This window comes from Vreelandella salicampi (assembly GCF_013415105.1).
Lineage (GTDB): Bacteria > Pseudomonadota > Gammaproteobacteria > Pseudomonadales > Halomonadaceae > Vreelandella > Vreelandella salicampi.
On the sequence record NZ_JACCDF010000001.1, the window covers coordinates 529,360 to 549,436 of the forward strand.

General features: G+C 57.9%; 19 protein-coding genes. 4 read left to right on the forward strand and 15 right to left on the reverse strand.

Annotated features, from left to right (window positions below; genetic code table 11):
• Positions 1-27: 27 nt before the first annotated feature.
• From HZS81_RS02555 to HZS81_RS02580, 6 genes are read right to left on the reverse strand one after another with little or no spacing between them, the layout of a single operon-like run.
• Positions 28-942, reverse strand: coding sequence for a DMT family transporter (locus tag HZS81_RS02555; RefSeq protein ID WP_179928959.1), 915 nt, complete (start codon positions 940-942; stop codon positions 28-30).
• Positions 943-998: 56 nt separating this feature from the next.
• A complete protein-coding gene (gene astB / locus HZS81_RS02560) occupies positions 999-2,348 on the reverse strand; it encodes an N-succinylarginine dihydrolase (RefSeq protein WP_179928960.1) in 1,350 nt (449 codons plus the stop codon).
• Complete coding sequence (astD, locus tag HZS81_RS02565) at positions 2,345-3,817, reverse strand: succinylglutamate-semialdehyde dehydrogenase (RefSeq protein WP_179928961.1); 1,473 nt, start codon at positions 3,815-3,817, stop codon at positions 2,345-2,347. The genes astB and astD overlap by 4 nt, the downstream gene beginning before the upstream one ends.
• Before the next feature lie 22 nt (positions 3,818-3,839).
• A complete protein-coding gene (gene astA / locus HZS81_RS02570; protein WP_179928962.1) occupies positions 3,840-4,871 on the reverse strand; it encodes an arginine N-succinyltransferase in 1,032 nt (343 codons plus the stop codon).
• Positions 4,871-5,968, reverse strand: a complete 1,098-nt coding sequence (locus tag HZS81_RS02575; RefSeq protein ID WP_179928963.1) for an arginine N-succinyltransferase — start codon at positions 5,966-5,968, stop codon at positions 4,871-4,873. The genes astA and HZS81_RS02575 overlap by 1 nt, the downstream gene beginning before the upstream one ends.
• A 25-nt stretch (positions 5,969-5,993) precedes the next feature.
• On the reverse strand, positions 5,994-7,208 hold the full coding sequence (locus tag HZS81_RS02580; RefSeq protein ID WP_179928964.1) for an aspartate aminotransferase family protein: 1,215 nt from the start codon (positions 7,206-7,208) through the stop codon (positions 5,994-5,996).
• 234 nt (positions 7,209-7,442) lie between these two features.
• Here HZS81_RS02580 and HZS81_RS02585 point away from each other — a divergent pair, with 234 nt between their 5' ends.
• Positions 7,443-8,237 carry an SDR family NAD(P)-dependent oxidoreductase gene (locus tag HZS81_RS02585; RefSeq protein WP_179928965.1) on the forward strand — a complete coding sequence of 265 codons (795 nt, stop codon included), beginning with the start codon at positions 7,443-7,445 and terminating at the stop codon, positions 8,235-8,237.
• Positions 8,238-8,362: 125 nt separating this feature from the next.
• Here the strand turns inward: HZS81_RS02585 and HZS81_RS02590 are convergent, their stop codons facing one another.
• The gene (locus HZS81_RS02590; RefSeq protein ID WP_179928966.1) at positions 8,363-8,569 is read right to left on the reverse strand and encodes a hypothetical protein; all 207 of its coding nucleotides are present in this window, start codon (positions 8,567-8,569) and stop codon (positions 8,363-8,365) included.
• 43 nt (positions 8,570-8,612) lie between these two features.
• Entirely contained in the window at positions 8,613-9,809 is a 1,197-nt protein-coding gene (gene fabV, locus HZS81_RS02595; RefSeq protein WP_179928967.1) for an enoyl-ACP reductase FabV, read from the reverse strand.
• 173 nt (positions 9,810-9,982) lie between these two features.
• Between fabV and HZS81_RS02600 the strand changes: the two genes are divergently transcribed.
• Positions 9,983-10,372, forward strand: a complete 390-nt coding sequence (locus tag HZS81_RS02600) for a DUF7079 family protein (protein ID WP_179928968.1) — start codon at positions 9,983-9,985, stop codon at positions 10,370-10,372.
• Between the two features lie 8 nt (positions 10,373-10,380).
• Here HZS81_RS02600 and HZS81_RS02605 read toward each other — a convergent pair whose 3' ends face one another.
• On the reverse strand, positions 10,381-10,866 hold the full coding sequence (locus tag HZS81_RS02605) for a glutathione peroxidase (protein WP_179928969.1): 486 nt from the start codon (positions 10,864-10,866) through the stop codon (positions 10,381-10,383).
• Positions 10,867-10,951: 85 nt separating this feature from the next.
• On the reverse strand, positions 10,952-11,569 hold the full coding sequence (locus tag HZS81_RS02610) for a LysE family translocator (RefSeq protein WP_179928970.1): 618 nt from the start codon (positions 11,567-11,569) through the stop codon (positions 10,952-10,954).
• Positions 11,570-11,710: 141 nt separating this feature from the next.
• Here HZS81_RS02610 and HZS81_RS02615 point away from each other — a divergent pair, with 141 nt between their 5' ends.
• The gene (locus tag HZS81_RS02615) at positions 11,711-12,439 is read left to right on the forward strand and encodes a YebC/PmpR family DNA-binding transcriptional regulator (RefSeq protein WP_179928971.1); all 729 of its coding nucleotides are present in this window, start codon (positions 11,711-11,713) and stop codon (positions 12,437-12,439) included.
• A 126-nt stretch (positions 12,440-12,565) separates the two neighbouring features.
• Here HZS81_RS02615 and HZS81_RS02620 read toward each other — a convergent pair whose 3' ends face one another.
• The 5 genes from HZS81_RS02620 to ybaK all read right to left on the reverse strand — a co-directional run bounded on the left by HZS81_RS02620 (position 12,566) and on the right by ybaK (position 18,396).
• Complete coding sequence (locus tag HZS81_RS02620) at positions 12,566-13,573, reverse strand: zinc-dependent alcohol dehydrogenase family protein (RefSeq protein WP_179928972.1); 1,008 nt, start codon at positions 13,571-13,573, stop codon at positions 12,566-12,568.
• Between the two features lie 51 nt (positions 13,574-13,624).
• On the reverse strand, positions 13,625-15,514 hold the full coding sequence (locus HZS81_RS02625) for an ABC transporter ATP-binding protein (RefSeq protein ID WP_179928973.1): 1,890 nt from the start codon (positions 15,512-15,514) through the stop codon (positions 13,625-13,627).
• 36 nt (positions 15,515-15,550) lie between these two features.
• The gene (locus HZS81_RS02630) at positions 15,551-16,420 is read right to left on the reverse strand and encodes a PA4780 family RIO1-like protein kinase (RefSeq protein WP_179928974.1); all 870 of its coding nucleotides are present in this window, start codon (positions 16,418-16,420) and stop codon (positions 15,551-15,553) included.
• A gap of 9 nt (positions 16,421-16,429) precedes the next feature.
• A complete protein-coding gene (gene dbpA, locus HZS81_RS02635; RefSeq protein WP_179928975.1) occupies positions 16,430-17,827 on the reverse strand; it encodes an ATP-dependent RNA helicase DbpA in 1,398 nt (465 codons plus the stop codon).
• A 101-nt stretch (positions 17,828-17,928) separates the two neighbouring features.
• A complete protein-coding gene (gene ybaK, locus HZS81_RS02640) occupies positions 17,929-18,396 on the reverse strand; it encodes a Cys-tRNA(Pro) deacylase (protein ID WP_179928976.1) in 468 nt (155 codons plus the stop codon).
• A 228-nt stretch (positions 18,397-18,624) separates the two neighbouring features.
• Between ybaK and HZS81_RS02645 the strand changes: the two genes are divergently transcribed.
• Positions 18,625-20,034 (forward strand): PhoH family protein, encoded by a 1,410-nt coding sequence (locus HZS81_RS02645; RefSeq protein ID WP_179928977.1) that lies wholly within the window; start codon positions 18,625-18,627, stop codon positions 20,032-20,034.
• The last annotated feature ends 43 nt before the right edge of the window (positions 20,035-20,077 follow it).

Genomic DNA, 20,077 nt, shown 5'->3' on the forward strand with positions numbered 1-20,077 from the left:
CTTAATTCCGCGTGGATAAAGCATGCATTATTCGAGATCGAAGCCTCGTTTACGCAGCGCACGCTTGCGCTCCCAGTTGGAGTGGATAGTCAACGCTGTCACGGTCACCAATATCAGCACCATGCCGGCTAATTGCAGCCCTTTGAGCTGTTGATCGAAGATGGCATACCCCAGCAATGTCGCCGTCACCGGCTCCACCAGTGCCACAATCGACGCCACTGTCGCCAAGCTCTGCTTTAGCCCCTGGAAATACAGCACAAAGGAGAGACCCGCCCCGAGAAAGCCAAGGCCCGCCAGCAGCGCGAGTGTTTGCATATCAAGCGCCGGTATCGCAAACCCCGTGCGAAGACCGGACCAGACACTCATCACGACCACCATGACAACAAAGGAAATGCTAAGGCTCGCCTGATTGCTGCCGTGAACTGACGCTTGCTTAAAGCCAAAGATAAATAGCGTATAGGAAAGCCCGGCGAGCAGGCCGGTCATAATACCCACTGCCGTCACATCGCCCGCGCTAACATCATAAAGACGAGTGAGCAGCACGATACCCAGCATCACCAGCAAAATAGCGCCGCAGTTGATCGGTGTGGGGCGCTCTATCTTCATGGCAAACGACACCAGGTAGACAAAAACCGGTGCGCAATACATCAACGTCGCCGCAATCGCGATACTGCCTTCCGCTATGCTAAGAAAGTAAAACGTAAAGTTGCCCGCCACACCGAGACCGGCCAATAACGACCATTTCCACAACTGTGGGTTGGATAGGCCACTTTGTTGCGGCCGCAGAGCCAACCAAGCGATAAAGCACAAAAGCCCAATAGCCCCCCGGCACAACGAGACGAGCGCGGCATCCCACCCCAGGGCCATGAGTTGCGTTGCAATCGCCCCTGTAATCCCCCAGCTAAGGGCGGCCAGGGCAACAAAAATACTGCCTATATACATCGTTCGGACTCCACGTGAGGTGCAGGTTGCACCTCGCTAAGTAAGGCACACGACGTTTACTTCAACTGAAACGGGTAGACCGCACCAAGTTTGAGTCGCTGCGTAAGCTCATCCAACGCGGTAAGGGATTCTTCCGCAAGCTGCGGGTCGGCAAGGTCTTCCGGGGCGAGGCGGTCGCGGTAGTGGCGGTTTACCCAGGCGGTGAGGTCCTCAAAAAGCGTCTCAGTCAGCAGCACGCGGCCTGTCAACGCTGATCGCTCAGCGTCCGTGAGCACCACGCGCAGACGCAGACAGGCGGGGCCACCGCCGTTGCGCATGCTTTGTTTGACGTCTTTGACGACCACCTCGCTGATGGGGTTATGGCCCGCCAGCAGATAATCCTGAATGGTACGCCATACCGCCTCGCGCTCCTGACATTCACCGGGCACGACCAGGGTCATGGTGCCATCGGGGTTGGAGAGCAGCTGGGAATTGAACAGATAAGACGCCACGGCATCTTCCATACTCACCGCCTCTACGGGCACCCGCACGGGAATCAACGGTGTGGCCATTTTGGCGCGTAGCTCATCAAGCGTGCGCGCTTCATCTAAAAACGCCATTTCGTGGTAAAGCAGCACGGGGCCGTTACCCACAGCAATCACGTCATTATGGAAGACACCCGCGTCGATGGCCTCTGGATGCTGCTGGGCAAACACGGTTTGCGCATCCGTTAGCCCGTGCTGGCGAGCCACCGCTTGGCTGGCTTCCAGCGTCTGGCGGGCGGGATAGCGCTTGGGTTCGCGCTCGCCGCTACGCACGTCACCAAACGCTTGGCGGCCATACACGAACAGATGAACGCCCGGCTCGCCGTACTCACCGCATAAGCGGGTATGGTTGGCCGCGCCTTCATCGGCAAACGCCGGCGTGGCAGGCAGAACCGAATGATGGGCGAAGCGCTCCTCATCGCGAAAAATGGCCTGCAGCACGCGGCCGGTGGTGGCCGGCTCCAGATAGCGGTGGAAGCTTGACTGCAGATTGGCCGGAGTGAAATGCACCCGGCCATCCGGCGCGTCCGGGCTTGGCGTGATGGTACCCGCGTTGGCCGTCCACATGCTGGACGCAGAGCAGACCGCACGCAGCAGCTGCGGCGCCTCTTTAGCAGCGCGCGCCAGCACCTCAGGGTTGCTGCCGCTAAAGCCTAGATCGCGCAGTGCGCCAATATCGGGCCGCTGCTGGGGAGGCAGTACGCCCTGGGCGTAGCCAGCGTCCATCAGCGACTTCATTTTTAAAAGCCCCTGCAGCGCGCCCTCTCTAGGGTTGGATACCAGGCCGCCGTGGCTCATCGAGGCCACGTTACCCACGGCCAGACCCGAATAGTTATGGGTCGGGCCGACCAGGCCGTCGAAATTCACTTCCTGGGCGCTCATAAACTTACTCCCGGCGGCAGGGTATCGGGCATTTCCAGCGTTTCCGCTTCCATGGAGGCCACCGGATAGGCGCAGTAATCTGCCGCATAAAAAGCGCTGGGCCGGTGATTGCCGCTGTCGCCCACGCCGCCGAAGGGCGCGTCGCCGGAGGCGCCTGTGGTTTGCCGGTTCCAGTTGACGATCCCAGCGCGAATACGCAGCAGGAAGTCGTCCCAATCGGCCTGCTCGCCGCCAATCAGCCCGGCGGAAAGCCCGAAGCGGGTGTTATTGGCAAGCCGTAGCGCTTCGTCCCAATCGCCGTAACGATGAATTTTCAGAAGCGGGCCAAAGTGCTCTTCATCGGGCACGCCCAGTCCCGTCACGTCGATCAGCGCAGGGCTCAGCAGACTGGTGTTGTCTTGCAGGCGCCGCATGCGACTAATCACCGTGCCGCCCATGGCTTCCAGCGCCTCCTGAGCCTTGAGCAGGCCATCGGCGGCGGCCACGCTGACCAGGCCTGAATAAAACGGCGCGGGGTCTTCTTCGAACTGGCCGGCGACGTGCAGCTTGGTAATGGCATCGGCCAGTGCGTCGATTAGCCGATCCCCCACGTCGCCTTCGGGCACCATTAAGCGACGCGCGCAGGTGCAGCGCTGGCCGCCGGAAAGAAACGCCGATTGCAGGATGGCCAGCACTGTGGCCCGCTCATCGGGGACGTCTTTGACCACCAGCGGGTTATTACCGCCCAGCTCCAGGGCGAGGATTTTATCCAGTTGCCCGGCAAACTGTTGGTGCAGCATACCGCCTACTTTGGCGCTGCCGGTAAACAGTAGCCCATCGATGCCGGCATTGCCCGCCAGCGCCTGTCCGACCGCCACGCCGCCCTGCACCAGGTTGATAACCCCGGCGGGCAGTCCGGCCTCAAGCCAGCACTGCAGGGTAATATCGGCGGTGAGCGGGGTTTGGTCGCTGGGTTTAAACACCACGGCGTTTCCCGCCAACAGTGCGGGCACGATATGGCCGTTGGGCAGGTGCCCAGGGAAGTTATACGGGCCGAATACCGCCATCACGCCGTGGGGGCGGTGGCGCAGCACGGCTTTCGCGCCGCCGACGTCTTTTTCCCGCGCGCCGGTGCGCTCATGATAAGCCTTAAGCGAAAGCGCCACCTTGCCGATCATCGCGCCGACTTCGGTGCGCGCCTCCCAAAGCGGCTTGCCGGTTTCACTGGCAATCGCCACGGCCAGATCCTCACGGTGGTTTTTTAATGCTTCAACGAAGCTCTCCACCAGCGCTTGGCGCTCAGCAAAAGGCGTGCGCGCCCAGCCGGGGAAAGCGTATCGCGCGGACTCGATTGCGTGCGTTACCTGTTCGCTTGACGCCGCCCCTCCCTGCCAGAGCAGCGCGCTGGATACGGGGTCGTGCTTGGTAAACGCATCTGCTGACCCCGTTACCCAGGCACCGTTGATCAATTGCTGCTGTTGGGCGTGCATAAAACTCTCCTGTAAACGTCTCCTAGGTTTCGAGTAGCCGCAGGGTATCGCCAGTGGCAACGCCCAAGCGCTTCGCCTCTTGTTCGCTAAGCACAATGGTGTGGTCAGTGCTTGGCCCGCGACCTACCCAACTGGCAGTGAAGGTGAGCATATTAGTGGTCGTCGCTAACCAACGACTGACGCTCTCCTGCGCGGCGTTTTGAGAAACTTCCACCGTATAAAGCTGTGAGTTACGAATCGCGCGCACGTCATCAATATAGGCTTCCACCGTGGGGCCGCCGTCAAAGATATCGATATAGCCTTCCCAGCGTAGCCCCTCTTTTTTGAGCATTTCCAGCGCTGGGCGCGTGTGGCGGTGGACCTGGCCGATGCAGGCGCGCGCTTCTTCTGCAATGAAGGTGGTGTAAATGGGAAACTTGGGCATTAGCTCGCCGATAAAGCTCTTCTGCCCCAAGCCGGTTAAACGGTCGGCTTCGTTGAAATCCATGGGAAAGAAATGCTTGCCCAGGCTCTCCCAGAAAGGGCTTTTGTTGTCGTCGTCGAACACGCCGCGCATTTCCGCCAACACTTTATCCGGGAACTGGTCGCGAAACTGCGCGATAAAAAGCCAGCGGGCTTTCGAAAGCAGCGCGCCGTTGCGCAAATGCTTATTGGCTTCGCCGCGGTACTCCTCGCGCAAAAACAGCGAACATACCTCAGCGTCGCCGGTGTGATCAGAGCTTAAAAACAGCGTGTCGATGGTGCGGTGCAAATCCAGCTGTGCTGAAGAGTGCGCCAGCGTACCCAGACGGTAGTGGTAAAACGGCACTTCGCGGCCTACCTGGCCTTCAATCGCGCAGCAGCCCGCCAACTCGCCGTTTTCTTCGTCTTCCAGCACGAAAAAATACAGCCGGTCGTCTTTAGGAGTGCGTTCCTCAAAAGCGCTAGCGGCGGTTTCAATCTTACTTGCCAGAAATTCGCGGTTATCCGGCAGCGAGGTAAAGCCCACGCCGGTCTGTTGTGCCAGCACCTGCAGTCCATCCAGGTCGTCACGGGCAATGGGTCGAAGACGCATTACACCTCTCCTTCATCGAACACAGCACCTTCATCGAGCTCAGCGACGGCGCTTGGCAGGGTTAGCGGTACCGCCAGCACTGCGCAGCCCTCTTCCACCCCAAGCTGCTCGGCGTGCGAGGGCGATAGCATCAACTGGCCGGTAGGGGAAAGTGCGTAACGCGCGACAAGGCAGCGAAAATCATCATCCCGCTTTTGGTTGGCGATCATCGCCGGTTCGGCATCGGGCAACGCCTGTTCGGGGCGTATGCGCACCGGGCGCCAGGCGGCATGGCGAAACGTTGCCAGACGCTCGCGCTTGGCTTTGACAATCGGCCCGGCGTCGAAAATATCCACGTGGCGAGAGCGCGCAAAGCCTTCCGCGATCATTTCCGCTAGTGCCGTTTTGTGCGCCGGGTGTTCGCGGCCAATAGCCGCGCGCGCCTCACACGTTAGCAGCGGCAAATACAGCGGAAACTGCGGCATGACCTCGGCAATAAAGCTTTTCGAGCGCACCCCGGCGATGTGGTTCATCTCTTGGAAGCTGCGAGCGAAAAAGTGCCGCCCGACGCTCTCCCAAAATGGCGATTGCGCTTGGGCATCCAGGTAGCCGGGAAACGCCACGGCCAGAATACGCGAGAAGCGCTCGGGGTATTGGGCGATAAACATCAGCCGCGCCCGACGCAGCAGGCTTTCTGCGTAAGTTCCTTTGTAGCGCGGGTCAAGCGAGAAAGCACACAGCAGCGTCGCCTCAGACACCTCGTGAGACAGCGAAAGCGTTTGCACTTCGCGGCGCACGTTGAGCTGCTGGGAGGCGTGAATCAGCGTTTCCTGACGGTAGGTGTAATAGGCCTCAGCACCGCCCGCTTGGGCGCGAATGGTCGCCGTCCCCAGTACCTCATGAGAGGTACCATCAGTCGCGATGCGTTCCAACACAAAGGTGTAGTGCTCGTTGCCTGGCGCTTCCACCTCACTGATAAACGCGTCTTGAGAGCGCGCAATGCGTTCAAGCAACCGCTCCCGACTGGCAGGCAAATTAGTCAGCCGTGGGGTGGCGTTTTCCGCTAGTCGCGCTAAGGCGTCGATATCGCGCGTCTCGACAGGTCGGACGATCAACATCCTCGTCTCCTCATCTCGGTTTTTTTCACTCCTGGGCGACCAGGCGTGCAATCGCGCGATCAAGCCGTTCCATGCCCGCTTGAATATCCGCTTCGGGTATCACCAGCGACGGTGCCATACGCAGCACGTTTGGGCCAGCGATTAGCGCCATCAGCCCCTCTTCAATCGCCAGCGGCAGGATGTCTTTGGCGCGGCCCTCGTAGGCATCCGCCATCTGCGCGCCGATCAAAAGCCCCATCCCACGGATGTCTTTAAATACGCCGTGCTTGCGGTTGATGGCGTCTAAGTGCTCGCGAAACAGGTCATGGCGTTTTTTCACGCCCTCTAGCACCTCGGGGGTGTCGATAAACTCCACCGCCGCCAGCGCGACCGCCGAGGCCAGCGCGTTGCCGCCGTAAGTCGAGCCGTGAGTACCCACCACCAGCGACTTGGCCACGTCGTCGATAGCGAGCATCGCACCGACCGGGAAGCCGCCGCCGAGCGATTTGGCGCTGGTGAGAATATCTGGGGTGATGCCGTAGTTCTTATACGCGTAGAGCTCGCCACTGCGGCCCACCCCGGTTTGTACTTCGTCAAAGATCAGCAGCGCGTTGTGTTCGTCACACAAGTCACGCAGGCCCTGTAAAAACTCGGGCTTGGCGGGCACGATGCCGCCTTCACCCTGCATCGGCTCGACCATAATCGCGCAGGTATCATCGCCCACCAGTGCCCGCACGCTCTCCAAATCGTTATACTCGGCATGCAGAATACCGCCCGGCACCGGGCCAAAGCCTTGGGAGTATTTGGGTTGGCCGCCCACGCTCACGGTAAAGAAGGTGCGGCCGTGAAAAGACTGATAAAACGAGATGATTTTATCTTTGTGCTCACCGTGATTATCCACCGCCCAGCGGCGCGCCAGCTTGAGCGCGGCCTCGTTAGCCTCACCACCGGAGGAGCAGAGGAATACCTTATCGGCGAAGGTACGCTCGACCAGCGCTTTGGCAAGCTTCAGCGCCGGCTCGTTGGTGAATACGTTGGAGAGATGCCACAACGTTTCGCCCTGTTCTTTGAGCGCATCAACCAGCACCGGATGGCAGTGACCGAGCGAATTCACCGCGATGCCGCCAGCGAAATCGATATATTCGTGCCCCGCTTGGTCCCATAGCCGGCTCCCCTCCCCGCGCACTGGAATCACCTGCTGAGGGGCGTAGTTGGGCGCCATGTAGTGATCAAAATCCTGACGGTTTGGGGTGTGGCTCATCGTACGCTACCTCCACTGGGTATAAGAAAGAAGAAAGTATAAGAAAGAAAAGAGTATAAAGAATTTTACTAGGTTAACCGTTTTCAGCAATGGAGCGAAAAATTATCCGTTGCGCTATACGAGTGTACGACGACTCTCGCCTTGAAGAATCCGTTAAGCGCCCAATACTCATTAATAGGCTTAACATGGCGCTTCCTAGCGCGACGCTGATATTCATCAAGAGGAGCACACCGTATGCATATTGATCTAAGCGGTAAGCACGCCATCATCACCGGCTCCACGGCGGGCATTGGCTTTGCAATTGCCCAAGGGCTTGCCAACGCAGGGGCCAACGTCGTCATCACTGGGCGCACCCAAGAGCGGGTCGATGAGGCCGTCGCGGCGATCAAAAAAGACGCCCCCAACGCCAAAGCAGAAGGGGTAGCCGCCGACCTGGGGACAGCAGAAGGTTGCCAATCGCTGATTGAACAGCAGCCCGACACCGATATTTTGGTCAATAACGTGGGCATCTTTGGCCCGCAGGATTTTTTTGAAATTGATGACGCTACTTGGCAGCAGTTTTTCGACGTGAACATCATGAGTGCGGTGCGCCTTTCTCGCCATTACGCCAAGGGTATGCGCGAGCGCGATTGGGGTCGCATTCAGTTTATCTCCAGCGAGTCGGGTATCAATATTCCCAGCGAGATGGTCCATTACGGTATGACGAAATCAGCCCTTCTGTCGGTTTCTCGCGGGCTTGCCAAAGTGCTTAGCGGTACTCAGGTAACCGTCAATGCGATTTTGCCAGGGCCCACGCGCTCGGAAGGCGTGCTGAACATGATGGCTGACATGGCGGAAAAAGAAGGGGTATCTCAGCAAGCGTTCGAAGCCCAATTTGTGCAGAAAGGCCGCCCGTCGTCCATCATCCAGCGGTTGGCCACACCGGAAGAAGTCGCCAACATGAGCGTGTACGCCGCCTCTCCACAAGCTAGCGCCACCACCGGTGCGGCACTGCGAGTGGAAGGCGGTATTGTGGACACCCTCACCTAAGCCTTCATTCGGTTGTCACCCCGATTGCGGCATAGCCAAAAACGTAAGGGAAGGGAAGGGAAGTTAAGATAAGTGAAGAGACGAAACAGGCCGGGCAATGACCCGGCCTAGTTGTTCAAAGAAGCTTAGTCGACCACGTTAAATAACAGCAGCGCGGCGACTAAAATGCCGAGAACAATGATGATAACCGGCAATAATTTGTGCATACCCCCTGCTGGCTTTTGGGCCTCGGGCTGAAGCTCCGGCTTGGAGGCTTCATAGTTTTCTGGTTTCCGCTCGTTCATGACATGCTCTTTCTCTTCTTCTGGGGTTTTGCTTTCCTTAGTATCCATACGGTACCTCCAGATGTCGGGTTAAGAGTCGCACAAGACATACTCACAACGGGACGACATCGAACTCTACGACCGGGTTCACATCTGCATCGTAATCGACATCATCACGCTCGAAGCCAAACAGCTTCAAGAACTCGTGCTTATACCCAGCATAGTCGGTAATGTCGAAGAGGTTGTCGGTGGTGACCGCCGGCCATAAATCTTTGCACGCCTGCTGCACGTCATCGCGCAGCTCCCAATCGTCCAAACGCACGCGGCCAACGTCGTCGGTGCTGGCATCATCACCGTAGAGTTTCTCGTCGAATAGGCGGTTAAGCTGATCAATCGTGCCTTCGTGCAGTCCCTTCTCCTTCATAATGCGGTACACCATGGCGATGTACAGCGGCATCACGGGGATTGCGGCACTTGCCTGAGTGACGACCGATTTAAGCACCGCGACGTTGGCGCTACCGCCGTGTTCTTTAAGCGTCTTATCGATCTCGTTAGCCGCACGGTCGAGATCTTCCTTGGCCTTGCCCAGCGCACCGTGCCAGTAAATCGGCCAAGTGATTTCGGTGCCGATATAGCTAAACGCCACGCTGCGAGCGCCTTTGGCTAACACGCCCGCTTTATCCAGGGCGTCCATCCACAGCTCCCAGTCTTCGCCGCCCATCACTGCGATGGTGTCGTCAATCTCCTGCTGGGTCGCGGGTTCGACTTCGGTTTCCGTGATGGCGTCTTTGTTGGTATCGATGGCAGTCGCGCGGTAGGTCTCGCCGATGGGCTTGAGACTTGAGCGCTTCACCTCGCCGCTGTCCGGCAGCTTGCGTACTGGCGACGCCAGGGAATAAACCACCAGGTCGACTTCGCCCATGTCCTGCTTAATCAGCTCAATGGCTTTTTCCCGTGCTTCGTGCGAAAACGCATCACCGTTGATGGATTTGCTGTACAGCCCTTCTTCTTTGGCAAACTTGTCAAACGCCGCGCTGTTGTACCAGCCAGCGGTGCCCGGCTTTTTCTCGCTAGCTGGCTTTTCAAAAAAGATCCCCAGGGTATCGGCGCCATAACCAAACGCGGCGGTAATACGCGCCGCTAAGCCATAGCCGCTCGAGGCGCCAATGACGAGCACTTTTTTCGGCCCGGCGCTTTTATCCAGCCCCCGTGCCCGCGTCGCTTCGATCTGCTCGCGAACGTTCTGCTCACAGCCTTTCGGGTGGGTAGTGGTACAAATAAAACCGCGTACTTTAGGTTTAATAATCACATCGAACCTCGTTATCGGGAGTTGGCGTTAAGCGCTAAAATAAACAATGGCCGTATTCTAGCCGCCAACGCCGCCGCTGTCCGCCCCTGTGGGGTGGCTAAGCCGTTTCTGGTTGAGATGGCTAGGCATTCGCGGCAGGATAACGAGCAAAATATGGGCACGGAGTGACAAGTATGAACGCACAGCAGTTGGTCGATGAACGCGGGGATTTATGGTTGGCACTGGCGCCGTTATGGCTGGACCGAGAGCCCAGCGAGCGTGACTTTGCCGCCATGGTCGAGGAAATTCAGCGCCATGAGATGACACTGAAAGAACTTGAGTGGATGTTTCGCTTAGAGCTTGCTCCGGTTATGTCGCGCCATCAACTCTCAATTGCCAGCGAGTGGCGCCGATATGACGATTACAAATTGATGAAGCAGTTGGTCAGCCACAACTTGCGCTTAACCGGCTGGCGGCGTAAAGGCTGGGCGCTGTTCTCTGGCCTGACGACGATGATGGTACGCCACCGATGGCACGAGTTAATGCAGCGCGTGCTCGTCGCCCGTGGCGAGCAACCTTTTTGAACTAGCGATCACTCGGTATCGAGCGCACGTTCCAATTCGATTTTTAGCGCCACACCATGCTCTTTAGGCCCAAAGCGCGCGATGGCATGGCCATCTCGCCCGACAAGAAATTTGGTGAAGTTCCACTTGACCGCTTTCGTTCCCATCACGCCCGGTGCTTCACGCTTGATCTGAACAAAGAGCGGATGAGCATCACGGCCGTTAACCTTCACTTTTTCCATCAGGGGAAACTCGACGCTAAACTCGCGCTGGGCAAACACGGAAAAGGCCTCCGCATTCTCTGGCGTTTGGCGACCAAATTGATTACAGGGAAACCCCAGCACCGTAAAGCCACGATCGCGGTAGCGTTGATAGAGCGCTTCCAGCTCTTTTAGCTGCGGGGTAAAGCCGCACTGACTCGCGACATTGACCACTAAAAGCACTTGGCCTTGAAGTGCGCCCAGGTTAAACGGCTGCCCATCGTGGGTATAACAGTCGTAATCGTAGATGTTCATGGCAGCCCCGTTATAGCAACAAATACATACGACTTACTTTGCCACGCCAACAAAATCCACACCAGTCTTGGTAAGCCCCATTTTGCTAGGCCAGTGGCCCTAGCACGACTCTTAACGCTAACCCGATGAGCATCACCCCGGTCGCGCGATTGATCCAGTGAGCGCGTTGTTGCAACCACGGCAACACACGCGAGTGCGAGAGCAAAAGCGCCACCAGCACGTACCAAACGCCATCGATAATCATGGCCGTCAATACGATAATCGCCTTTGCCGCCACACTCATTTCCGGCGAGACAAATTGGCTCAACAGCGCGACGAAAAACAGAATCAACTTAGGATTACTAAGCGCCACCAGTACGCCTTCCCGCGCCGCCTGAGGGCTAGTAGTGAGCACAGCGTTTGCTTGAATCGACCCGGCTCTTCCCGCCCGCAATGCTTTAATGCCGAGCCAAGCGAGATAGGCCGCCCCACCCCAGGTCACCAGCTGAAACAGCAGCGGAAAACGCGCCATTAACGCACCCAACCCCAGCACGGTAAGTAGCGCATAAAACCCCACGCCCAATGCATGAAAAAGGCTCGCCGTCACCCCAGGTAGGCGCCCTCCCCCAAGCGTATGGCGCAGCACCAGCGCCAAGCTCGGCCCTGGCGACATCGCGCCCATGGCACAAATAGCGGCTAACGATAGCCATAGCGAAAACGGCATGGAGTTCCTCCTTGAGCGTTAATCAACAACCTCACTAGTGTAACCCAACGAGCGGCCCGCTCGCGGCGCAATAACGCTGTTAGGCAGCAGGCTTGTCGAGTAAAATCGTCGCTCACGATGCCACCAACACAGGAGTGTACGATGGGTAGGGCTTTCCAGAACCGTAAAGAATCCATGGCCAAAACGGCCGATGCCAAAACCAAGGTTTACAGCAAATATGGGCGCGAAATTTACGTCTGCGCCAAATCCGGCGGCACCGACCCTAACGGCAACCTGGCGCTGCGCGGTTTAATTGAGCGCGCCAAGAAAGATCAGGTGCCCTCGCACGTGATCGACAAAGCCCTGGATAAAGCCAGCGGCGCGGGTGGCGAAGATTTCTCTATCGCCCGTTACGAAGGCTTTGGCCCCGGCAACGCGATGGTGATCGTCGAGTGCTTAACCGATAACCCTAACCGTACTTTTGGCGACGTGCGCGGTTGTTTTACCAAAACCAAAAGCAAGATCGGCACCCCTGGTAGCGTCAGCCATATGTTCGACCACTGCGCGATTTTTGCCTTCGCCGGTGATGACGAAGAAGCCGTGCTTGAAGCGCTGATGGAAGCGGACGTAGATGTCACCGACATCGAGCACGAAGACGGCCACATCACGGTATTTGCCCCGCACACCGATTACGCCAAGGCCAAGCAGGCGTTGTGGGATACCTTTGGTGAGATCGACTTTGAAGCAGACGAGATCCAATTTCTCCCCCAAACCACCACACAGGTGGAAGGCGACGACGTTGCCGCCTTCGAGAAGCTCTTGGATATGCTCAACGACCTCGACGACGTGCAAAACGTCTACCACAGCGGCGAGCTGCCGGAGAGAGATTAGGCGCGTTCCAGCACCTGCGTTTCGCGCTGAATCGAGATCCTCCTACTCGCAAGAATATAAGAGCGGCCATTTGGTCAAAATGGCCGCCCGGTTTCAGTCAATCATCTAAAGCACTCGCCTACCGTATTAAAACGTCAGGCAGATTTTACCGAAGTGCTTGCCGGATTCCTGATGGCGGAAAGCATCGGCAATTTCGCTCAAGGCAAATTCCCGGTCGATAGTCGGATGCAGGCCATTGGCGTCGATGGCCCGCACCATCTCGATCTGGTCGCGGCGGCTACCGACAATTAGGCCCTGTAGTTTCGCCTGCTTGGCCATCAGCTTCGCGGTGGGAATCTCGCCTTCGCGGCCGGTAAGAATGCCAATCAAGGCGATATGACCGCCAATTTTGACCGCATCAATCGACTGCGGCAGCGTACCGGAGCCACCGACTTCAATCACATGGTCCACACCTTCGCCGCCGGTCAGCGCTTTGACCTCTTTCCCCCAGGCGGGCGTGGTTTTGTAGTTGATCACGTGCTCAGCGCCCATCTCTTTTAGCCGCTCGAGTTTGGCATCAGAAGACGACGTGGCGATCACGCGAGCGCCCATCATCTTGGCAAACTGCAGGGCGAAAATAGACACGCCCCCGGTGCCCAGCACCAGCACGGTGTCGCCGGCTTTCAGGCCGCCGTCAACCACCAGCGCACGCCAGGCGGTCAGCCCTGCGGTGGTCAACGTGGCGGATTCAGCGTGGCTGTAGCCCTGCGGCTGATGGGTAAAAGCCGTCACCGGTGCAACAACTTGCTCGCGGGCGTAGCCCTCAACGCCATCACCCGGCGTGGTGCGAAAGTCGCCCACTCGCGCAGGGCCTTCCTGCCAACCGGGGAAGAAGGTGGACACCACGTGATCGCCCACGGCGAATTCGCTTACGCCCTCACCCACAGCGTCGACAACGCCCGCGCCATCGGACATGGGAATGCGGCCATCGTCGGTGGGAATCATTCCTGCGACCACGGCATAGTCGTGGAAATTAAGCGAGCTGGCGTGAAGGCGCACGCGAACTTCACCCGGCCCCGGTTCACCAGGGGCGTCTAGCTCCACCACATTGAGGTTGTCGAGCCCACCCGGTGCTTTCAGTTGAATCGCTTGCATCGCTGTCTCCTAATCGGAAGTGTCGCTTGTATACTGGATTATTGCTTACCCCTAAACGTTGGGGCGATCAGCGGTGACGTCAAGACCGATAAAACCACCCGACTGGCGCTGCCACAGGCGAGCGTAAATGCCACCCTTCGCCAATAGCGCTTGGTGAGTACCGCTCTCCACAATGCGCCCTTCGTCCACCACAATAAGCCGATCCAGCATGGCGATGGTAGAGAGCCGGTGCGCAATGGCGATGACCGTTTTGCCTTCCATCAACGTTTCTAGCTGCTCCTGAATGGCGGCCTCTACTTCGGAGTCTAGCGCCGATGTAGCTTCATCCAGCACCAGAATCGGGGCGTTTTTGAGCAGCACGCGGGCAATCGCGATACGCTGGCGTTGGCCGCCGGAGAGCTTCACGCCGCGTTCGCCCACGTGGGCATCCAGGCCGCGCCGTCCTTTTGTGTCGACCAGATCATTAATGAAGGTATCGGCGTGGGCGCGGCGCACGGCGTTCCAGACATCTTCGTCGCTGGCGTCAGGGCTGCCGTAGCGGATGTTGTCGCGAAGCGAGCGGTGCAATAGCGAGGTATCTTGGGTCACCATGCCAATTTGGTGACGCAGCGACGTTTGGCTCACCTCGGCAATGTTTTGCCCGTCGATGGTGATGCGCCCGCCCTGAATGTCATAAAAGCGCAGCAGCAAGTTGGCGAGCGTGGATTTTCCCGCGCCGGAGCGGCCAATCAACCCGACCTTCTCGTTCGGCGCGATGGTCAAATCGAGCCCATCGAAGACGGTTTTATACTCGCCCACCGCCTGCGGATAGCCAAAGCGTAGTGCCTCGAAGTGAATCTCACCACGCGGCACGCTTAGGGCTCGGGCGTTGGGCGCATCACTCACGGTAGGCGCTTGGGCAATGGTATTCATGCCGTCCTGTACGGTGCCGATGTTCTCGAACAGCCCGGCGACCTCCCAGAGGATCCAGTCGGACATAAAGCGCACCCGCATCACCAAGGCGATGGCAATCGCCAGTACCCCTAGCGAGATCGTGTCAACGTACCAAGTAGTGATGGCCATCGCGGCCATGCCCACCAACAGCAGCGTATTTAACAGCGTCAAGCAGACACTCAGCACCGTCACCAGGCGCATCTGACGGTGCACAGTAGCCATAAAGCCCTGCATAGCGCCTTTGGCGTAATCAAGCTCGCGACGGGTATCGGCAAAGAGTTTAATCGTCTGAATATTGCTGTAGCTATCTACCACGCGCCCGGTCATCTGCGCACGCGCATCCGCCTGGGCCATGGAGACATCCCTAAGCCGGGGGACAAAAAAGCGCATGATGCCCAAATACCCCACCAGCCAGATGGCCAGCGGCAGCGTCAGCCAGGGGTCGGCTTGGGCCAGCAAAAAGGCGGCACCGGTAAAATAGACGATGGCGTACACCATCAAATCCATTACCTTGGTGACCGTTTCGCGGATGGCGAGCGCCGTTTGCATCACCTTTTGCGAGACGCGCCCGGCAAACTCGTCCTGATAAAACGCCAAACTCTGGCTGAGCATGTGGCGGTGCGACAGCCAGCGGCCAATCATCGGGTAGTTGCCGAAAATACTCTGGTGGGTCACCAGCGACTGAACGAGCACCAACAGCGGCAGCCCCACCAATACCGCCGCACCAACGCCCATCAGCCAAGCGCCGTGCTCCGCCCAAAAGTTGGCCCGCTCGACGTTACCCAGCCAGTCCACCTGTTCGCCCATATAGCGAAAAAACACCACTTCAGCGGCAGAAACCAGCGCGGTGAGCAGCGACATCACCAACAGCCACGGCCAAACCGGGCGCGAAAAGTGCCAGATAAAGGGGAAAAGACCCTTGGGCGGTGTGGCCACATCGCCTTCGGGATAGGGGCCGATACGCGATTCAAAGTAGCGAAATAAAGGCTGAAGCCAGCGCGTCAGCATAACGGCTCCTTAGGGGATAAAACGCACAGGGAATCATCACCCGTAGGGGATGTCGTCGTCATCATCGTCGCGCATCCGAGCCTGACGCTCGTCCTCTTCTTCTTTGGCATCGTCGATCACTTCCATCAGTTCATCGACATTGGCGATATGGGTGTCAAAGTCAAAGTCGCCGGTCAGTTGGCTATCCGGGTGCAGTTCGCCCGCTTCATAAAGCGCCCACATCTCTTTACCGTAATGGGTCTTCAAAAGCTCAGGCGCAAAGCGACCGAAATAAGCGCGCATGTTGTTCACATCGCGCTCAAGCATCGCCTCAGCGCTGTTATTACCCGCGGCATTCACGGCCTGAGGCAAATCGATAATCACCGGACCTTCGGCGTCGACCAGCACATTAAACTCGGATAAATCGCCGTGAATCAAACCGGCGCAGAGCATTCTCACCACGTCTTGAATCACTTTGGCGTGATAGCGTAGCGCTTGCTCATGGGACAACGTCACCTCGTCTAAACGCGGAGCCACTTCGCCTTCGGCACCGGTGATCATCTCCATCAGCAGCACACCGTCGACAAAGCCGAATGGCTTAGGCACCCGCACATTCGCCCCGGCCAACTGATAAAGCGCATCGACTTCCGCTGTTAGCCACGCCTGCTCCTGCTCTTTTTGGCCGTAGCGGGTCTTCTTTGCCATGGCCCGGGCACGGCGGGTGTTACGCTCTTTGCGCCCTTCCTGATATTGCACGGCCTGCTTAAAGCTGCGCTGCTTGGCTTCTTTAAACACTTTGGCACAGCGTACGTCTTCGCCGCAGCGCACCACGTACACCTGCGCTTCTTTGCCGCTCATCAACTGCATGAGCACTTCGTCGATCATGCCATCGTCGACTAAAGGCTGTAATCGTTTGGGTATTTTCATCGCACACACTTAATAACGGACACGACGAACCTTGAAGGCTCGCCCTTTTAATTTATCGCGCTCAAGCTTGGCTTGAGCCGGTTGAATCGCGCTGCGCTCCACCGCCACATAGGCGCTACGGGCCAGCACTTTGATTTTACCCACCTGGTCGCCGCGCAAGCCGCCCTCACCGGTCAGCGCACCGAGGATATCCCCCGGGCGCAGCTTATCTTTTTTACCGCCCGCGAGTTGCAACGTGGCCATGGGAGGTTCAAACGGCGCGCTATTCGAGGCCTTGGGTAGCGCCTCGGTGGTCAGCGGCTCACCCAGAACATCGGCTAAACGCTCCAGCCGGTAGGTGTCTTGAGGCGTCACCAATGTACAGGCAACACCGCTTGCCCCGGCCCGGCCGGTGCGACCCACGCGGTGCACGTGAACCTCAAGCTCGCGGGCAATCTGGTAATTGAACACCGCATCCAACTCGGCGATATCCAAGCCCCTTGCGGCGACGTCGGTCGCGACCAAAATGGATGCGCTTTGGTTGGCAAACAGGATTAACACGCGGTCGCGGTCTTTTTGCTCTAAATCGCCGTTCAGCGCTAAGGCGCTAAAGCCTGCGTCGTTTAGCCCGTCGGCGACCGCTTGGGTTTCGCGCTTGGTGTTGCAAAACACCACGCTACTTGTCGGCCGCTTGGCTAGCAGCAGCGTTTTAAGCGCGGCAAAGCGTGCGTCCTCATTGGCCACGGTATAGAAGTGTTGATCAATGGTAGTGGCATCGTGAGCCTCGGCCACTTTTACCGTCACCGGATCGCGCATCACGCCGCGGGTCATCGCCGCCAAACCACCGGATACCTGCTCTTCAGGAAACGTTGCGCTAAACAGAAGCGTCTGGCGCTTGGCGGGCGTGTCGGCGATGATTGCATCGATAGAGGCCTGAAAGCCCATATCGAGCATCCGGTCAGCTTCATCGAGCACCAGCGTTGTCAGCACGCTTAGGGCAAGCGAGCCTTTGCGCAGGTGCTCTTCGATACGCCCCGGCGTTCCCACGACGATATGCGCGCCGTGCTCCAAAGAGCCCAGCTGCGGCCCAAAGGGCGCGCCGCCGCACAGCGTTAATACCTTCACATTGGGCATACCGCGGGCCAAACGGCGCAGCTCCTCGGCCACTTGGTCGGCCAACTCCCGTGTAGGGCATAGTACCAAACCTTGCACGTCGAAGGCCTCAACGCGCAGCCCCGCCAGCAGTGCCAATCCGAACGCGGCCGTTTTACCCGATCCGGTTTTCGCCTGCGCCAGCACATCGCGCCCGGCCAGCATCGGCGGCAAACTTTGTGCCTGTACCGGGGTCATCGCGTGATAGCCAAGAGAGTCTAGGTTCGTCGCAAGCGCGTGAGGCAGCGCAAGCGATGCAAAAGAAGTGTCGGACACAGAGAATTCCTGAAGGGGCGGAGACGCCCAGCAAAACAAAAACGGCGCAGCGCGCCTTTAACCGCGCAGACTACCAGAAAGCCGCTTAGCCTGCGCGGCGATTACACGGCAATCGCGGCTAAGTGGCCTTGCGTTAGTGCGACAAGATCGCTTGGGGCCAGTTCAATCTCTAGCCCACGGCGCCCGGCGCTGACGTATATTTTGGCGTGGGGTTGGGCGGTGTCATCTACTACTGTTAGCAAGCGCTTTTTCTGACCTAATGGGCTCACGCCGCCCAGTACGTAGCCGGTAGCGCGCTCAACCTCGGCGGGCGTGGCCATCGCCGCTTTTTTCGCCCCCGCCGCCTTGGCGATTTGTTTTAGCCCCAGCTGGCAGGTGACCGGCACAATACCTACCGCCAGCTGCTTGCCATCAAGCTTAACGATCAGGGTTTTAAACACCTGCTCGGCGGCAACATCCAGTTTCTCTGCCGCCTCCAACCCGTAAGACTCAGCGGAGGCGTCGTGAGAATACGTATGTAGATGAAAAGCAATCCCGGCCTTTTTGGCCTGTTCAACCGCGGGTGTCATCGCTTACTCACTTTGTCGCCATTGATAGGGGTGACATATTACGTTGAACAACAAACCTGGCGAAATGATGTAAAGCACGCCATGCTAATTTCTAATACAGGCAAAAAAGGAGTCAAGTGAGTTCGCCGGGGAGCGACACTGCATCCGTCACGTTTTTTGTCTGTCACATCGTTGTAAAACGTGCCTGCCAGTGTCGACGTTGCCGTCTACCAAGGAGTACTTCCAACGATGGTTCGACTCGAAAAGAAAGCCACACGGCTTTACGTGCTAGACACCAACGTTTTAATCCACGACCCCATGGCGCTTTATCACTTCGACGAGCACGATGTGGTAATCCCCATGACCGTTTTGGAGGAGTTGGATAAACACAAAAACGGCATTCGCGAAATTGCCCGAACCGCTCGACAAGTTAGCCGCACCCTCTCGGATCTTACCCAACACGCGACCTTTGACGATATTCAACGCGGTATTCCCATACCCCGCGCCAGCGGCCATTCCGGTCGGCTACGTTTTCTCTGTTACGACGATCTAAAACCGCTCGATAATTTGGAGACTAGCCCCGATAACCGCTTACTCGCGGAAACCTGTCGGCTGCGCGCAGAGCGCCCCGACGCGTCGGTCATTTTGATCAGCAAAGATATCAACTTGCGCGTCAAAGCCGCCGCGCTAAAAGTGCCGGTGGAGGACTATTTCAGCGACCGTGCTTTCGACGACAGCGAGGCTATGATCGAAGGCGCCCAGGTTTACGCTGGCACCGACCAGCGCGGCACTTCGCTTTGGGAGTCGCTTAACGTCGAGGTCATTGTCGAGCGTGTCGAGCACCACACCTTTTATCAACTCAAAGGCAATATACCACGCGAATGGCACGTCGGGATGCTCGTTTCGGACAGCGAAAATGGTGCCGAATTTGAAGCCATCGTCCGCGAAATCGCGCCCTCATCGGCACGCTTGCAGCTTTTGACTAATTACCGCCACAACGACGGTGTTTGGGGCGTTCACGCCCACGACAGCCGACAGAATTTCACCCTCAATATGCTAATGGACCCAGACATCGATCTTGTGACCATCGCCGGTAACGCGGGCACCGGTAAAACCTTTATGACGCTAGCAGCAGCATTCCAACAAACCCTTGACGCCAAGCTCTTCGAGCGCGTGGTGTTTACCCGCGCACCGATCCCTATGGGCGAGGACATTGGCTTTCTCCCCGGCACCGAAGAAGAGAAGATGTCGCCGTGGATGGGCGCGTTTCACGACAACATGGACAACCTGTTGCGCAACGAGGAGGGCGAATCGAGTTGGGATAGCGGCGCCACTCGGCAGTTGATTGGCTCGCGTGTGCAAATTAGAGCCCCCAGCTTTATGCGCGGGCGCACGTTGAACGATACGTTCTTAATCATCGATGAGGCGCAAAACTTCACCCCTAAACAGCTCAAAGCACTGATCAGCCGTGCCGGTCGTAATACCAAAATTGTGTGCCTGGGCAACGTCGGCCAGATTGATACGCCCTACCTCACCGCCAATACCTGCGGCATGGCGGCCGTGGTAGAGCGCTTTTGCGACTGGCCCCACGCCGGCCATATCACCTTGAAAAGCGTTGAGCGCTCGCGGTTGGCGCTGGCTGCCGAAGAGCTTTTATAGCATTACTCCTCTCCACCCGACACACCTTTCCCACCGCTAATAA

What these genes read in the sequence shown, in the direction of transcription:
- HZS81_RS02555 (WP_179928959.1), bottom strand. Translation starts at nt 942, where the DNA reads ATGTATATAGGCAGTATTTTTGTTGCCCTGGCCGCCCTTAGCTGGGGG.
- astB (WP_179928960.1), bottom strand. Translation starts at nt 2,348, where the DNA reads ATGAGCGCCCAGGAAGTGAATTTCGACGGCCTGGTCGGCCCGACCCAT.
- astD (WP_179928961.1), bottom strand. Translation starts at nt 3,817, where the DNA reads ATGCACGCCCAACAGCAGCAATTGATCAACGGTGCCTGGGTAACGGGG.
- astA (WP_179928962.1), bottom strand. Translation starts at nt 4,871, where the DNA reads ATGCGTCTTCGACCCATTGCCCGTGACGACCTGGATGGACTGCAGGTG.
- HZS81_RS02575 (WP_179928963.1), bottom strand. Translation starts at nt 5,968, where the DNA reads ATGTTGATCGTCCGACCTGTCGAGACGCGCGATATCGACGCCTTAGCG.
- HZS81_RS02580 (WP_179928964.1), bottom strand. Translation starts at nt 7,208, where the DNA reads ATGAGCCACACCCCAAACCGTCAGGATTTTGATCACTACATGGCGCCC.
- HZS81_RS02585 (WP_179928965.1), top strand. Translation starts at nt 7,443, where the DNA reads ATGCATATTGATCTAAGCGGTAAGCACGCCATCATCACCGGCTCCACG.
- HZS81_RS02590 (WP_179928966.1), bottom strand. Translation starts at nt 8,569, where the DNA reads ATGGATACTAAGGAAAGCAAAACCCCAGAAGAAGAGAAAGAGCATGTC.
- HZS81_RS02600 (WP_179928968.1), top strand. Translation starts at nt 9,983, where the DNA reads ATGAACGCACAGCAGTTGGTCGATGAACGCGGGGATTTATGGTTGGCA.
- HZS81_RS02605 (WP_179928969.1), bottom strand. Translation starts at nt 10,866, where the DNA reads ATGAACATCTACGATTACGACTGTTATACCCACGATGGGCAGCCGTTT.
- HZS81_RS02610 (WP_179928970.1), bottom strand. Translation starts at nt 11,569, where the DNA reads ATGCCGTTTTCGCTATGGCTATCGTTAGCCGCTATTTGTGCCATGGGC.
- HZS81_RS02615 (WP_179928971.1), top strand. Translation starts at nt 11,711, where the DNA reads ATGGGTAGGGCTTTCCAGAACCGTAAAGAATCCATGGCCAAAACGGCC.
- HZS81_RS02620 (WP_179928972.1), bottom strand. Translation starts at nt 13,573, where the DNA reads ATGCAAGCGATTCAACTGAAAGCACCGGGTGGGCTCGACAACCTCAAT.
- HZS81_RS02625 (WP_179928973.1), bottom strand. Translation starts at nt 15,514, where the DNA reads ATGCTGACGCGCTGGCTTCAGCCTTTATTTCGCTACTTTGAATCGCGT.
- HZS81_RS02630 (WP_179928974.1), bottom strand. Translation starts at nt 16,420, where the DNA reads ATGAAAATACCCAAACGATTACAGCCTTTAGTCGACGATGGCATGATC.
- ybaK (WP_179928976.1), bottom strand. Translation starts at nt 18,396, where the DNA reads ATGACACCCGCGGTTGAACAGGCCAAAAAGGCCGGGATTGCTTTTCAT.
- HZS81_RS02645 (WP_179928977.1), top strand. Translation starts at nt 18,625, where the DNA reads ATGGTTCGACTCGAAAAGAAAGCCACACGGCTTTACGTGCTAGACACC.